The organism is Pseudomonas sp. BBP2017 (assembly GCF_003024385.1).
GTDB lineage: Bacteria > Pseudomonadota > Gammaproteobacteria > Pseudomonadales > Pseudomonadaceae > Aquipseudomonas.
On the sequence record NZ_PVZN01000006.1, the window covers coordinates 182,906 to 196,681 of the forward strand.

Sequence of the window (13,776 nt, forward strand, 5' to 3'; positions counted from 1 at the left end):
ACCTCTGGGGGGCGTATGCTCCCCTTTTTTTCACGCTTGCATTCATGTATCAATGGGCCGCGCGACAGGCTTCCAGTGTTTGCACCTGGCCCGTTGGCCGCTGATTGTCTTCCCCCAACCAGCGCTCAAACCCCGCCGCAATCGCCGGCCAGTCATCATCGGTAATCGAGAACCAGGCCGTATCGCGATTCCTGTCCTTGATTACCATATGCTTGCGAAACACCCCTTCGAAGCTGAAGCCAAAGCGTTCGGCTGCACGTTTGGAACGGACGTTGTCGTTGTTGCACTTCCACTCCAGGCGCCGGTTGCCCAGTTCGAATGCCAGCTTGCCCAGCAGGTAGACAGCCTCGGTGCCTTTGGGTGTGCGCTGCATGGCAGCGCCAAAGGCAATGTGACCGATTTCGATACGGCCTTGGTCGGGAACGATCGACATCAGGCTGAGGATGCCTTGTGTCTGGCCGTTGCTGCTGTCAATGACGCTGTAGAACAACGGATCGCTGCTGGCCGCATTGCTGTCGAGCCAGTGGTCGAAGTCTTCACGCTCGGTGAATGGCCCGTAGGCCAGGTAATCCCAGAGTTTCGGGTCGGCGTCGGGGCCCTGGAATACCTGCCAGAGGTCTTCGCGGTCACGGCGCGGATCAAGCTTTTCCAGGCGAATGAAGCGCCCGACCAGGGGTGTCGGTTGCGGGCGTTTGGCCGGGTGCCAGTTCAACGATGCACTCATGTAAAGGCTCCAGGGCTTACAGCGGTTTGCGAAACTGGATGAAGCCGGGCCGCTCTGCGACCTGCTCGTAAAGGCGGATGGCGGTGGCGTTGGTTTCATGGGTCAGCCAGTGAACCTTGGCGCAGCCTGCTTCCTTCGCCGTAGCGTAGACGTATTCGATCAACTGGCGGCCGATCCCGAGGCCACGTTGCTCATTCTGGACATAGAGATCCTGAAGGTAGCACGAGTTCTCGATGCTCCAGTTCGAGCGGTGATAGATCCAGTGGACCATGCCCACCGCTTTGCCATCGACCCAGGCCAGTGCGGCATTGGTCGGCTCATCAGGGGCGAGCATGCGCTGCCAGGCCACGGCGGTCACCTCATCGCCAATGCGGGTCTCGTAGAAGCGTTGATAGGCCTGCCACAGGGGCAGCCAGACGCTGTGGTCATTGGCAGTAACCGGGCGGATCGTAACGGTCGGCATGTGAGATTCCTTCAAGATTGGCGCATCACTGCGGCCAGTTGGTTGTCCAGAGGGTCGGTGCTGTTGGCCAGGCTCGTACGCACACCTTCGATATCGATGGCCGAACGGTTCTGGCTGAGTTTACGGGTGCCTTGCAGGCGCTCGATGGGCAGGGCAAAGCCGACAATCGCTTTGAGCATTGCAGCCATGTAATCGGCGGGCGCTTCATCCACTGACCACGGCTTGGCTTGAGTCTGTTCATGATGGTCGCTCAGGCGCCGGACGATCTCCAGCAGACGTTCGGCGTCGTGATACACCTCGGCCTTGCCCCAGGCATGCACGGCCAGGTAGTTCCAGGTCGGTACGGTGCGCGGATCCTCGACCTTGCTCGGATAGTAACCGGCACTGACATAGGCGTCGGGTCCGGCAAACACCACCAGGGCCTCGGCACCGTTGGCCAGTTCCTGCCATTGCCGGTTGGCGCGGGCAAAGTGCCCGTAGAGGGTGCCGTTGCTGCCTTGACTGCGGTCCAGCAACAGGGGCAGGTGGCTGGCCTGCAGGCCCTGTTCACCCAGTGTCACCAGCACTGCCAAGCGGGTCTGCTCGATCTGCTGGTGCAGTTGGGAAAGATCGGTTTCCTTGTAGCTCGAAGGTGTGAACATGAGGATTGTCCTTGGCGAATGGTCCAATCCTAGGCAGGCTATTGGTCTATGGTAAGAGCCATTTCCAGCTAATTTGATAGGTCCATTGTCATGAACGTGCGTCCTTTCGCATTGCCGTTCGACCCTACGGGTATTGTTCTTGACCGCCGCCAGGGGCTGAGCCGTCAGCTTTACCAGGCGCTGCGCCTGCGCGTGCTGGATGGTCGTTTGAGCAGCGGTACGCGCTTGCCGGCCACCCGTGACATGGCCGCGGCATTGGCACTGTCGCGCAACAGCGTGGTGCGTGCCTATGACCAGCTGTACGCCGAAGGCTATATCGAGAGCCGGGTCGGCGACGGGACCTATGTGAGTCAGTTGCCAAAACTATCCACAAAAATATCCACAGGGTTATCCCTGGGTTTTTCCACAGGGTTATCCACAAAATCGCTTGAAAGTACTGAGATTTTATCCAGTAATGTTATCCACAATGGCCCGTTGGAGCGGCTGGAAAAGTACCATTTACCCGTGCCGAAAAGCGGCCCGCCGCGGGCGTTCCGTGTCGGTTTACCGGCGCTCGATCTGTTTCCCTTCGACGTCTGGGCCAAGCTGCAGGCGGGATTCTGGCGCAATCCGGATCCTGCAGCGCTGGGCTACGGTGATCCGGCGGGGGAAACCGAGCTTCGTGAGTTGATTGCCACCTATTTGCGTCGATCGCGTGGGCTTTCCTGCACTGCTGAACAAATTGTGATCACCAGTGGTGCGCAGCAGGCGATAAGCCTTTGTGCACAGTTGCTGCTGGAGTCGGGCGACGTGGTGGCTGTGGAAAACCCCGGCTATCGTGCCGCCGGTAATGCCTTCGCCCTGACCGGTGCGCAAGTGCGCGGCATTGCTGTCGACAATGAAGGGCTGGACTGCGCTGCCCTCTATGACGTGGCGCACTGTCGTCTGAGTTATGTGACCCCTTCGCACCAGTATCCCACCGGGGTCACCATGAGCCTGGCCCGGCGCCTGGAGTTGCTGGACTGGGCGCAGCGCAAGGATGGTTGGATCATCGAGGACGATTACGACGGCGAGTACCGCTACAGTGGGGCGCCGTTGGCCCCGTTGGCGGCGCTGGATCGTAGCGGGCGGGTGTTGTATGTCGGCACGTTCGGCAAGATTGCCTTTCCCGCGTTGCGCCTGGGCTATCTGGTGCTGCCGCAACAGTTGGTGCAAGCCTTCTCGCGTTGCCGGGCGCTGGCGGTCAGGCATTCGGAGGTCGGCACGCAAGCGGTGATGGCGCAGTTCATGGCCCAGGGGCATTTTCAACGGCACATTCGCCGGGTGCGGCGCGCTGCGTTGAGTCGGCGCAATGCATTGCAATCAGGCTGGCCTGTGGATATCCCGGGCCTGGGGCCAATGCCGGAGGTGGCGGCGGGATTACACGTGAAGATTGATGTCGACAGCCATGCCCGCGAGCAACAGCTGATCGCCCAGGCCGAGGCTGTTGGCGTCGAACTCAATGCCCTGAGCGATTACTGGTTGCCTGACTCGACTACCCCTGTGGATAACCGTGCGGGGCTGGTGCTGGGCTTCGCTGCAGTGGACGAAGCGCGGATTGCCGACGCCCTGGCACGCTTGCGGCGTGCCTGGCGTGGTTGACGATCATAGAAGCGCTTCGAAACCTTCAAGTACGTTCACGGCATTGATCCCGATCTCCTCGACGGCATAACCGCCTTCCATGACGAACAGGGTCGGTTTGCCGAGGCGGGCAATACGCTCGCCCATTTTCAGGTAATCGGGGCTGTCCAGTTTGAACTGGGAGATCGGGTCGTCCTTGAAGGTATCGACGCCGAGCGACACCACCACTACGTCTGGCGCATAAGCGGCGATGCGCTCGCAAGCCTGATCCAGGGCGTTGCTCCAGGTTGACCAGTCACTGCCTGCGGGTAACGGGTAGTTGACGTTGTAGCCCAGGCCTTCGCCTTCGCCTCGTTCGTCGGCATAGCCGAGGAAGAACGGGAACTCGGCCTGTGGATCGCCATGAATCGAGGCGAAGAACACGTCGCTGCGCCGATAGAATATTTCCTGGGTGCCGTTGCCGTGGTGGTAATCGACATCAAGGATCGCGACTTTGCGCTGGCCGTGGTCGAGGAACGCCTGGGCAGCAATGGCGGCGTTGTTCAGGTAGCAGTAGCCGCCCATGACATCGCTGGCGGCGTGGTGTCCTGGTGGACGGCACAGGGCAAAGGCACTGTGGGCACCAGCCTGCACGGCAGCCTGGGCGGTGAGTGCGACTTGCGCTGCGCTGTAGACGGCCTGCCAGGTCCCGGCGGTAATGGGCGCGCCGGCGTCGAAGCTGTAGTAGCCCAGTTCCCCATGCAGGCCTTTGGGCTTGATGCTGCGCAAGGTGCGCGCTGGCCAGGTGAAGGGCAGCAGGTCGCCATCGTGGCCAAGGCTGGCCCAGCGCTGCCAGGCGCTCTCGAAGAAACTCAGGTAATCGGCACTGTGCACGCGCAACAGTGGCGCACGGCCAAAATCTGCAGGGCCTTGAACCGGGCCCAGTTCACGGGTCTTGACCCGTTCCAGCACATGGTCAGCACGTGAAGGCATTTCGAAGCAGGGCATCAGTTGCCCGTCGATCAACTCGCAGCGGCCGTGATGAAGGTGATGGTCATCGGAATAAATTGTCAGCATTTATTGTTCTCCGGGGGTACTGGCATAGGTCCATTGTTGATGGATCGGCCCCGGTTCAGAACGGCGGAAACGGCCAAAAGGGGATCGATGTGGCCAGCCTGGCTGTCCGGATATCGCCCCGCGCGGCGAACTGCGCGCCAGTCAGGCACGGAAATGGCTTGGCGCTACGCCGCTCCAGCGCAGAAATGCATGGCGGAAACTGGCAGTTTCGCTGAAGCCCAGCGCTTCGGCAATTTGATAGATCGGCAGCTGGTCTTCGGCCAGCAACTGCTTGGCTCGCTCGAATCGTAGCTCGTCGAGCAACTGTTGGTAGCTGCTGCCCAGCTCCTGTAGATGCCGACGCAGGGTGCGCGATGAGCAGTTCATCTGTTTTGCCAGACCCTCCAGCCCGGGGGCGGCATCCAGTTGATCGAGCAGCAACTGACGGATGCGCCCCAGCCAGGCCTGGCGACCGGTGAATTCCAGGTTCTGCCGGCGGCAGCGTTCGCTCATGGCCCGATGAGTGATCTGGTCGGCCAATGGCAAGGGCATATCCAGCCAGCGACGTTCGAAGGCAAAGGCGTTATCGCTGGCCTCGAAATGCAGCGGGCAGTTGAAAGTTTCAGCGTACAGCGCCTGGTAATCGGGAGCGGCATGAGCAAAGCGCGATGCCAGCAGCGGTAGCGATTGCCCGAGCAGGTCATCACAGATGACTTTCAACGAGGTCAGGCAGAACTCGGCGTTGAATGCTGCCAGGTGCGGGTCTTCGCGATAATTGCTGGCGCTGAACCAGATACGCTCACCGTCTTCGATCAGGCGCAGCTGGAAAAGTGTTCCCAGCAGCGCCGGATATTGCATGGCCAGGCGCAAAGCGTCACCTAAGGTGGCACTGGAGAGCAGGGCGTAACCGAGCATGCCGTAGCAGGAAACATGCATGCGCCGGCCCAGTTCCAGGCCCACTTCACGGCGCCGCGCCACGGCGTTGGCGCACACCAGCAGCTCCTGGCGGGTGGTGATGCGGGAGTCGGCGCGGCCAAGGTCGGCCGGGCTGATTCCGCTACCGGCGAGGAGCGCCGTAGCGTCTACGTCGTCATCCTTGAAGGCCTGTAGCACCAATGACACGGCGTTGAGGGTCGTGAGGTGTGAGTGGAGCATGTCGGGCTTCCTGCTGAAGGGCTACCGGCAAGCGAGCAATATACGTGCCTTGCCGGAGTCAGCGCAGCTCGCCACACAGGTCGAGCTCGATCAGGCGGCGCACGTCTGCCAGCGGCAAGCCGGCGCCGAGCAGTAGTTGCAACTTGCCGAACGCCGCTTCGCGGGTCATCCCGCCCCCGGACAACACCCCGACCTGACGCAAGCGGCTGCCGGCTTCATATACATCCAGCTCGACCCCACCTTCATGGCACTGGGTGATTGCCAGCACTACCACTCCTTGTGCCTGCGCTTGGGCCAGGACATCGAGAAACGCCGCATTGTCAGCCGGTCCGGTGCCGCTGCCGAAGCATTCCAGGATCAGGCCCTGCGCACCGCTGTCGAGCGCCGCTTGCAACAGCGCGGCGCCGAAGCCGGGTACCAGTGGCAGTACGGCGACCGTGGCGGTTTGTTTTGGCTGCCGATAGTCGAGTTCACTTGGCAAAGGCTGCACTTTGGCTGCACCACCGAAGCGCTTGAGCGTGACAAACGGGTGCCGGCCAAAGCTGCGCACTTTGGCGCTGCGGTTGGGTTCGAGCAGTTCGCCATGAAAATACAGCTGCACACCTGCGGCAAGGCCTTGGGCCAGAGCCTGCAGGGCGCCGAGCAGATTTTCCCAGGCATCGCTGTCGGCAACCCCGGCCGGCAGCATGGAACCGGTGAACAGCACTGGCGCTTGCAGGCCGAGGAGCTGGAAGCTCATGGCGGCAGCGCTGTAGGCGAGGGTATCGGTACCATGCAGAATCAGCACGGCATCGCAGCCTTGGCCATCGACGGCCTCGATTACCGCCTCGCGCAGGCGCTGCCAGTACTGGGGCGTCATGTTGGCGCTGTCGATCAGCGGCTGCATTTCGCGGAACTGCCATTGCGGGATATCGGCACGTCCGACCAGTTGCTCGCGCATCCGCTGCTCGAAACCCGAGGCCGGGGCCAGGCCGTTGGCGCTGGCCTGCATGCCGATGGTGCCACCGGTATACAGCAACATGATGTTGCGAGCGGGGTGTGCGGTTGTCATGGGCCTGTCTCCGTGGTCGGCTTGTCGTTAGCTGTGCACAGTACGCCATGCCGTCAACGATACGCCACCTGTGGAGCGGGCATAAAAAAAGGGCCCGGGGAGTGATCCCTGGGCCCTCAAAAGGTGAGAGGTGTCTAGTCCCTCGACCTGGTGAGCGGTGTTACAGCATCGGTTACGCTTTCAGCGGCACCAGACGCGGAGCAATCATGTTTTCCGGACGCAGGATGTCGTTGAGCATCGCTTCGTCCAGCAGGCCTTCCTCGCGGACCAGTTCCAGCACACCACGGCCGCTTTCCAGGGCGATGGCAGCGATACGGGTCGCGTTCTCGTAGCCGATGTACGGGTTCAGGGCGGTGACCAGGCCGATCGAGTGTTCGACCAGTTCACGGCAGCGCTGTTCGTTGGCGGTGATGCCGACGATGCAGTGCTCGCGCAGCATGTCCATGGCACGTTGCAGCAGGCGGATCGAATCGAAGATCTTGTAGGCAATCAGCGGTTCCATCACGTTCAACTGCAGCTGGCCGCCTTCGGCAGCGACGGTCAGGGCCAGGTCGTTGCCCATGATGGCGAAGGCCACCTGGTTCACGGCTTCCGGGATTACCGGGTTGACCTTGCCTGGCATGATCGAGCTGCCTGGCTGACGCGCTGGCAGGTTGATCTCGTTGATGCCGGTACGTGGGCCGCTGGACAGCAGACGCAGGTCGTTGCAGATCTTCGACAGCTTGACTGCGGTCCGCTTGAGCATGCCCGAGAACAGGACGAAGGCGCCCATGTCCGAGGTGGCTTCGATCAGGTCGGCTGCTGGTACCAGCGGCTGGCCGCTGATGGTCGCCAGACGCTGTACGGCCAGGGCCTGGTAGCCAGGGTCGGCGTTGATGCCGGTGCCGATGGCGGTGCCACCCAGGTTGATTTCGGTCAGCAGTTCCGGAGCCAGCGAGCGCAGGCGCTGCAGGTCTTCGGTCATGGTGGTGGCGAAAGCGCGGAATTCCTGGCCCAGGGTCATCGGCACGGCGTCCTGCAGCTGGGTACGGCCCATCTTCAGAACGTGGTCGAATTCCTTGCCTTTGGCGGCGAAGGCCTGAATCAGGCTGTCGAGGCTGGCCAGCAGGGCATCGTGACCGAGCAGCAGACCCAGACGGATCGCGGTCGGGTAGGCGTCGTTGGTCGACTGCGCCATGTTCACGTCGTTGTTCGGGTGCAGGTACTTGTACTCGCCCTTCTGGTGGCCCATGGCCTCCAGCGCGATGTTGGCGATTACTTCGTTGGCGTTCATGTTGGTAGAAGTACCAGCACCGCCTTGAATCATGTCGACCACGAACTGCTCGTGGTAGTCACCGCGGATCAGACGGGCGCAGGCCTCGCTGATGGCGGCGTGCTTGGCATCGCTCAGGTGGCCCAGCTCACGGTTGGCGTCGGCAGCCGCCTGCTTGACCATCGCCAGGGCGACAACCAGCTTGGGATAGTGCGACAGCGGAACACCGGAAAGGTGGAAGTTGTTGGCAGCGCGCAGGGTCTGGATGCCGTAGTAGGCATCAGCTGGGACTTCAAGGGTGCCAAGCAGGTCTTTTTCGACGCGGAACGATGCAGCAGCGGACATGATAAATATCATCTCGAGGTAGGCCCGGCACATGCCGGAATGGCGCCAATCCTAGGCCTGCGGCGATTTTGCGGCCAATGCTGTTGCACGCTAACCTATGCACAAACGGCATAATAGTTGATGTGACGCCAACCGACATTCGAGCGTGTGCCATTTTGGTGCATGCCTGGAGAGACAGATGAACCTTGAAAGCAAATGGCTGGAAGACTTCAGCGCCCTGGCGGCGACCCGCAGCTTTTCCCAGGCCGCCGAGCGCCGCTTCGTGACCCAGCCGGCCTTCAGCCGACGCATTCGCAGCCTTGAGGCTGCGCTGGGGCTGACCCTGGTCAACCGCTCGCGCACGCCAATCGAGCTGACCGCAGCAGGTCAGTTGTTTCTGGTGACGGCGCGTACTGTGGTCGATCAGCTGGGCGAAGTGCTGCGCCATTTGCATCACCTGGAGGGCGGGCAGGGTGAGGTCATTCAAGTTGCCGCAGCGCACTCGCTGGCCTTGGGCTTCTTTCCGCGCTGGATCGCCCAGTTGCGTAACGATGGCCTGAACATTGCCACTCGCCTGGTGGCGACCAACGTTGGCGACGCGGTGCATGCTTTGCGTGAAGGCGGCTGCGACCTGATGCTGGCGTTCTATGACCCCGACGCTGCCCTGCAGATGGATGCCGAGATATTCCCTTCGCTGCACATGGGCAACACTGAGATGCTCCCGGTGTGCGCCGCTGACGCCGACGGCAAGCCACTGTTCGACCTCGAAGGCGAGGGCAGTGTGCCGTTACTGGCTTATAGCGCTGGTGCGTTTCTTGGGCGCTCGGTCAATCTGCTGCTGCGCCAGCGCGCCCTGCGATTCACTACGGTGTATGAAACGGCGATGGCCGACAGCCTCAAAAGCATGGCCCTGGAAGGCCTGGGTATCGCCTGGGTGCCACGGCTATCGGCGCGTGCCGAGCTTGAGCGCAACGAGTTGGTGATCTGCGGCGGTAGCCAGTGGCACGTGCCACTGGAAATTCGCTTGTACCGCTGCGCCTTGGTGCGTAAGGCCAACGTAAGGCTGTTATGGCGCAAGCTGGAGTCGGCTGCCGCCCAGGGCGAGGCTTGACGTTTCACTGCGAGTGGCGTTGCAGGTGCGCAATGATGTTGTTGCGGTTGGCGTCGCTGTAGCGGTAGCAGTGGGGCCGGTTCCAAGCCCGCTCAGGGAATCCGTAGGTTTCGCATGTGAGGACCCAGGCCTTTGTCTGCTTTTCGGCATCCTCATGGGTTGTCCCAAGCATATGGCCGATTTCGTGCGCCGGGCTTGCGTAGGAGCTGCGTGAGGCAATTGCGAAGTTACCTTCGAACTGCGCCAGGCCCTGGATAACGTTGCCATTGTCGAGTGTCTCGAAAACGTTCTCGGTCACCAGGATCGACTTGTTGATGCCCTTTGGATAATGCTGGAATTTCAGGTCGGCCACGGCGTGGTGGAAGGCCTGCAGCGTGTCCTTCGCGTTGTTGCGGCCCGCATAGTCGATGCCGGTGATACCCGCAATGTTGCGATGGAATATCACCTCGATCGGGTGTGAGGTGAACGCGCGCATTTCGTCTTCCCAGTGTTGCAGGTAATTGCTGTGCAACGATTGCTCGCTGACTCCTGCCAGCTCATCGTGCAGGTAGACGTGGACGATCAAGGTGTCGTTGGCCATTGCAGCTGACAAGCGTAAGGTGCACGACAGAAGCAGGAATGTGGCGAGTCGTTTGATGTACGGCATAGTGGAGCCCCTTCGCAAGGTGGGTATGGGCGCATGCTCCAATACCGGCGACAAGAGAGGCACTTGGAAAGACTTTCGCAGGGCGGGTCTGTTGCGGAAAAGTTGTCCCGCGAGACAGCTTGCCCTTTGATCCGCCATGTGCTTGTGGGGGTGGGCGGGCCGCCTGGAAATACGCTACAATCCCGCGCTTTCGGCCGATCCGGTCGATTTAGAATCCGTATGACAAGCCACGCCGGTCCCCCTGCGTGGCTTGTTGCTTTTAGCGCGCCAGAAGGCGCTTGCAGGAGAGGCTCGACGATGAGTGCACTGGTTGGCGTGATCATGGGCTCCAAGTCCGATTGGTCCACCCTTAGCCACACCGCCGATATGCTGGAGAAACTCGGCATTCCCTACGAGGTCAAGGTGGTTTCCGCCCACCGCACCCCGGACTTGCTGTTCCAGTATGCCGAAGAGGCTGAAGGCCGTGGCATTGAGGTGATCATCGCCGGGGCCGGTGGCGCTGCCCACTTGCCAGGCATGTGTGCGGCCAAGACCCATCTGCCTGTTCTGGGCGTACCGGTCCAGTCGTCGATGCTCTCCGGTGTCGATTCGCTGCTGTCGATCGTGCAGATGCCCGCCGGTATTCCGGTTGCCACCCTGGCCATCGGCAAGGCTGGTGCGATCAACGCCGCGCTGCTCTCGGCGAGCATCCTCGGCGCCAAGCACCCGCAGTTCCACACGGTGCTGAAGCAGTTCCGCGCTGAGCAGACAGACAACGTTCTGGACAATCCAGATCCGCGCCAGGCCTGAGGTCAAAAGCATGAAAATCGGTGTAATCGGTGGCGGCCAGCTGGGTCGCATGTTGGCCCTGGCAGGAACGCCGCTGGGCATGAACTTCGCTTTCCTCGACCCGGCCCCGGACGCTTGCGCCGCGCCATTGGGTGAGCACCTGCGTGCCGATTACGGCGACCAGGAGCACCTGCGCCAGCTGGCCGACGAAGTCGATCTGGTCACGTTCGAGTTCGAAAGCGTCCCGGCTGAAACCGTGGCTTTCCTGTCGCAATTTGTCCCGGTCTACCCGAGTGCCGAATCGCTGCGTATCGCCCGCGATCGCTGGTTCGAAAAGAGCATGTTCAAGGACCTGGGCATTCCGACGCCGTCGTTCGCCGACATCCAGTCGCAAGCTGACCTGGACGCCGCAGTGGCCAGCATCGGCCTGCCGGCCGTGCTCAAGACCCGTACCCTGGGTTATGACGGAAAAGGCCAGAAAGTGCTGCGAACTGCCGAGGATGTTGTGGGTACCTTCGACGAACTCGGCAGCGTGCCATGCCTGCTGGAAGGCTTCGTGCCGTTCACCGGCGAAGTCTCGCTGATCGCCGTGCGTGCCCGTGATGGCGAAACCCGTTTCTACCCGTTGGTGCACAACACCCACGAGAACGGCATTCTGCGTCTGTCGGTTGCCAGTGAAGACCACCTGCTTCAGAACCTGGCCGAGGACTACGCCGGTCGCGTGCTCAAGCAGCTCGACTATGTCGGCGTGCTGGCGTTCGAGTTCTTCGAAGTCGACGGTGGCCTGAAGGCCAACGAGATCGCCCCACGGGTGCACAACTCCGGGCACTGGACCATCGAAGGCGCCGAGTGCAGCCAGTTCGAAAACCACCTGCGCGCCGTTGCTGGCTTGCCGCTGGGCTCGACCGCCAAGGTCGGCGAAAGCGCCATGCTCAACTTCATCGGTGAAGTACCGGCGGTAGACAAAGTGGTTGCCATCGACGAATGCCACCTGCATCACTACGGCAAGGCCTTCAAGGTCGGACGCAAGGTTGGTCACGCCACCCTGCGTTGTGATGACATGGCGACCCTGGAGCAAAAAATCCAGCAGGTCGAAGCCCTGATCAAGGGCTGAAGGGACTTCCACTCTTCAGCATCCCTCTGATGGCAGGATGCCAAAGCGCTGACTAGGCTTTGGCAAGTGCCACTTCATTCAGAGGGAATGCCATGGGTATCATCGGAACCATCTTCATCGGCCTGATCGTCGGTCTGCTGGCACGCTTTATCAAGCCCGGCGATGACACCATGGGCTGGATCATGACCATTCTCCTCGGTATTGCCGGATCGCTCGCTGCGACCTACGGCGGCCAGGCGCTGGGCATCTACCAGGCCGGAGAGGGCGCCGGTTTCCTCGGTGCGCTAGTGGGTGCGGTTGTGCTTCTGGTGATCTACGGCATGGTCAAAAAGAACTGACGACAGGCTAGAATGCTCGGCAATTTCTGTTGCCGAGCATTTTCATGCGCCGTGTATTACTGCTTTCATTGTTGCTCATCAGCAGCCTGGCCCGTGCTGAGCTGGCGGAAACCGACTGGCTGGAGCTGATGCCCAAGTCGGACCAGAAAGCGCTGGAGCAAATGCCGGAGATCGATCACAACTCCCCGGAAGCCATGGGCACTTTCACCGAGAAGGGGGGTATGAAACAGGCCAAGGGCTTACCGGCGGTGATGTATTCGAACAAGACCGTAGCCGCCATGAATGGCAGGCAGATCCGTTTGGGTGGCTATCCGGTGCCGTTGGAAACTGATGCCAAGGGCAACAGCACGCTGTTCTTCCTCGTGCCTTATCCGGGGGCCTGCATCCACGTCCCGCCACCACCGCCAAATCAGTTGGTGCTGGTGCGTTACCCCAAGGGTTTGAAGCTGGACGATATCTATACACCGCTGTGGGTCAACGGCACGTTGAAAATCGAGAAAGTCAGCAATGATCTGGCCGACGCCGCCTATGCAATGGATGCGGCCAAGGTGCGGGTAGTGGAAGACGCCGATTTGTAACGGTAGGAGCCGGCATTGCCGGCTCCTACAGTCAAGCTAGCGACCTAGAGCAGTTCGCTGCCGATAGTCAGGCTCAGCGAATGCGTCGCCCCAGGCGCCAGCGTCACCACGTCGTCCCAGACGTTCGCAGTCTCTATACACAGCATGCGCTGCCAGCCATCATCGGCCATGTCCGCCAGTTCGGCCGCCCGTTCGGTCCATGGATTCCAGATCACCGCCGAGCGCGAACCGCTGCTGCTCAGGCGAATACGCCGGTTCCAGTTCGGGTCGACAATGCTCAACTGCTCAGGGGCCTGCAAGTAGATGCGATCAGTCTCACCGGTAAAACCCAGATTGCCCTGTTGCGTGCGTTGCTCCCAGTTGGCCAGGGTTTCGATATAGCCCAGGCCATCAACACCTTCTACCTGCACCTCACGCACATCGCTGACTGCAAAGTAGCTGTGTAGCGCCTGGCTCATGGTGATCGGGACGTTGTCGAGGTTGTAGCTGGAGAGGGTGATACTCAGCTGTTCGCCCATGACGATGCTCAGCTTGAGTTCGACATTGTGTGGCCAACCGGGGAGGTCGCCCTGAGATTCGGACAGGGTGAATTCAACCCGTACAGTGTTGTCGCTGCTGTCGATATTCAGCAACTGCCAATCGCGACCACGCACCAGGCCATGGGCCGGACCGTCTTCACCGCGATACATGGCTTGCACAGCTGCGGGGTTACGCTTGAGGTTGCCAAACCAGGGCCAGCACACCGGAACCCCGGCGCGCACGGATTTACCCTGCTTGAAGATGGCCTGTTCGCTGAGCCACAGCAAAGGCGGCTCGCCGAGCCGCTGATAGCTCAAAACCTGGGCGCCCTGCTGGGCTACCAGCAGTTCGGCAGTGTCGCTGGTGATGCGCCAGCAATTGAGCTCGCCGTGTTGTTCGGATTCGACCTTGGGTGTGGACATGCGCTTGATCTCGTTGGTTTGCCGTACGGTTTTCGA

General features: G+C 61.1%; 15 protein-coding genes. 6 read left to right on the forward strand and 9 right to left on the reverse strand.

The genetic code is table 11. The features are described from left to right. Positions 1-49: 49 nt before the first annotated feature. Genes C6382_RS10685 through C6382_RS10695 form a run of 3 tightly spaced genes read right to left on the reverse strand, consistent with a single transcriptional unit; the run spans position 50 to position 1,828 of the window. Positions 50-724 (reverse strand): GNAT family N-acetyltransferase, encoded by a 675-nt coding sequence (locus C6382_RS10685; protein ID WP_107024460.1) that lies wholly within the window; start codon positions 722-724, stop codon positions 50-52. 16 nt (positions 725-740) lie between these two features. Then, the gene (locus C6382_RS10690) at positions 741-1,187 is read right to left on the reverse strand and encodes a GNAT family N-acetyltransferase (RefSeq protein WP_107024461.1); all 447 of its coding nucleotides are present in this window, start codon (positions 1,185-1,187) and stop codon (positions 741-743) included. An 11-nt stretch (positions 1,188-1,198) separates the two neighbouring features. Further along, positions 1,199-1,828, reverse strand: a complete 630-nt coding sequence (locus tag C6382_RS10695) for an FMN-binding negative transcriptional regulator (protein ID WP_107024462.1) — start codon at positions 1,826-1,828, stop codon at positions 1,199-1,201. Between the two features lie 90 nt (positions 1,829-1,918). On the opposite strand from C6382_RS10695, the gene C6382_RS10700 reads away from it, so the two are divergent. Then, on the forward strand, positions 1,919-3,448 hold the full coding sequence (locus C6382_RS10700; RefSeq protein WP_107024463.1) for a PLP-dependent aminotransferase family protein: 1,530 nt from the start codon (positions 1,919-1,921) through the stop codon (positions 3,446-3,448). Between the two features lie 3 nt (positions 3,449-3,451). Here C6382_RS10700 and C6382_RS10705 read toward each other — a convergent pair whose 3' ends face one another. From C6382_RS10705 to aspA, 4 genes are all read right to left on the reverse strand, one after another. After that, positions 3,452-4,483, reverse strand: coding sequence for a histone deacetylase family protein (locus tag C6382_RS10705; RefSeq protein ID WP_107024464.1), 1,032 nt, complete (start codon positions 4,481-4,483; stop codon positions 3,452-3,454). A 141-nt stretch (positions 4,484-4,624) separates the two neighbouring features. Next, positions 4,625-5,617, reverse strand: coding sequence for an AraC family transcriptional regulator (locus tag C6382_RS10710; RefSeq protein WP_107024465.1), 993 nt, complete (start codon positions 5,615-5,617; stop codon positions 4,625-4,627). Between the two features lie 58 nt (positions 5,618-5,675). Next, a complete protein-coding gene (locus tag C6382_RS10715) occupies positions 5,676-6,668 on the reverse strand; it encodes an asparaginase (RefSeq protein WP_107024466.1) in 993 nt (330 codons plus the stop codon). A gap of 172 nt (positions 6,669-6,840) precedes the next feature. Next, a complete protein-coding gene (aspA, locus tag C6382_RS10720; RefSeq protein WP_107024467.1) occupies positions 6,841-8,265 on the reverse strand; it encodes an aspartate ammonia-lyase in 1,425 nt (474 codons plus the stop codon). A gap of 178 nt (positions 8,266-8,443) precedes the next feature. Here aspA and C6382_RS10725 point away from each other — a divergent pair, with 178 nt between their 5' ends. After that, positions 8,444-9,355 carry a LysR substrate-binding domain-containing protein gene (locus tag C6382_RS10725; protein ID WP_107024468.1) on the forward strand — a complete coding sequence of 304 codons (912 nt, stop codon included), beginning with the start codon at positions 8,444-8,446 and terminating at the stop codon, positions 9,353-9,355. 4 nt (positions 9,356-9,359) lie between these two features. Here the strand turns inward: C6382_RS10725 and C6382_RS10730 are convergent, their stop codons facing one another. Then, the gene (locus C6382_RS10730; RefSeq protein WP_107024469.1) at positions 9,360-10,001 is read right to left on the reverse strand and encodes a hypothetical protein; all 642 of its coding nucleotides are present in this window, start codon (positions 9,999-10,001) and stop codon (positions 9,360-9,362) included. 297 nt (positions 10,002-10,298) lie between these two features. On the opposite strand from C6382_RS10730, the gene purE reads away from it, so the two are divergent. The 4 genes from purE (at position 10,299) to C6382_RS10750 (ending at position 12,799) form a co-directional block, all read left to right on the forward strand. Then, a complete protein-coding gene (gene purE / locus C6382_RS10735) occupies positions 10,299-10,790 on the forward strand; it encodes a 5-(carboxyamino)imidazole ribonucleotide mutase (RefSeq protein ID WP_038615995.1) in 492 nt (163 codons plus the stop codon). 10 nt (positions 10,791-10,800) lie between these two features. Beyond that, positions 10,801-11,883 (forward strand): 5-(carboxyamino)imidazole ribonucleotide synthase, encoded by a 1,083-nt coding sequence (locus C6382_RS10740; RefSeq protein ID WP_107024470.1) that lies wholly within the window; start codon positions 10,801-10,803, stop codon positions 11,881-11,883. Positions 11,884-11,975: 92 nt separating this feature from the next. Next, entirely contained in the window at positions 11,976-12,221 is a 246-nt protein-coding gene (locus C6382_RS10745; RefSeq protein WP_107024471.1) for a GlsB/YeaQ/YmgE family stress response membrane protein, read from the forward strand. A 44-nt stretch (positions 12,222-12,265) separates the two neighbouring features. After that, positions 12,266-12,799: a DUF3299 domain-containing protein gene (locus C6382_RS10750; RefSeq protein WP_178082763.1), complete on the forward strand. Its 534-nt coding sequence runs from the start codon at positions 12,266-12,268 to the stop codon at positions 12,797-12,799. Between the two features lie 44 nt (positions 12,800-12,843). Here the strand turns inward: C6382_RS10750 and C6382_RS10755 are convergent, their stop codons facing one another. Then, positions 12,844-13,740, reverse strand: coding sequence for a D-hexose-6-phosphate mutarotase (locus tag C6382_RS10755; RefSeq protein ID WP_107024473.1), 897 nt, complete (start codon positions 13,738-13,740; stop codon positions 12,844-12,846). Positions 13,741-13,776 lie beyond the last annotated feature (36 nt).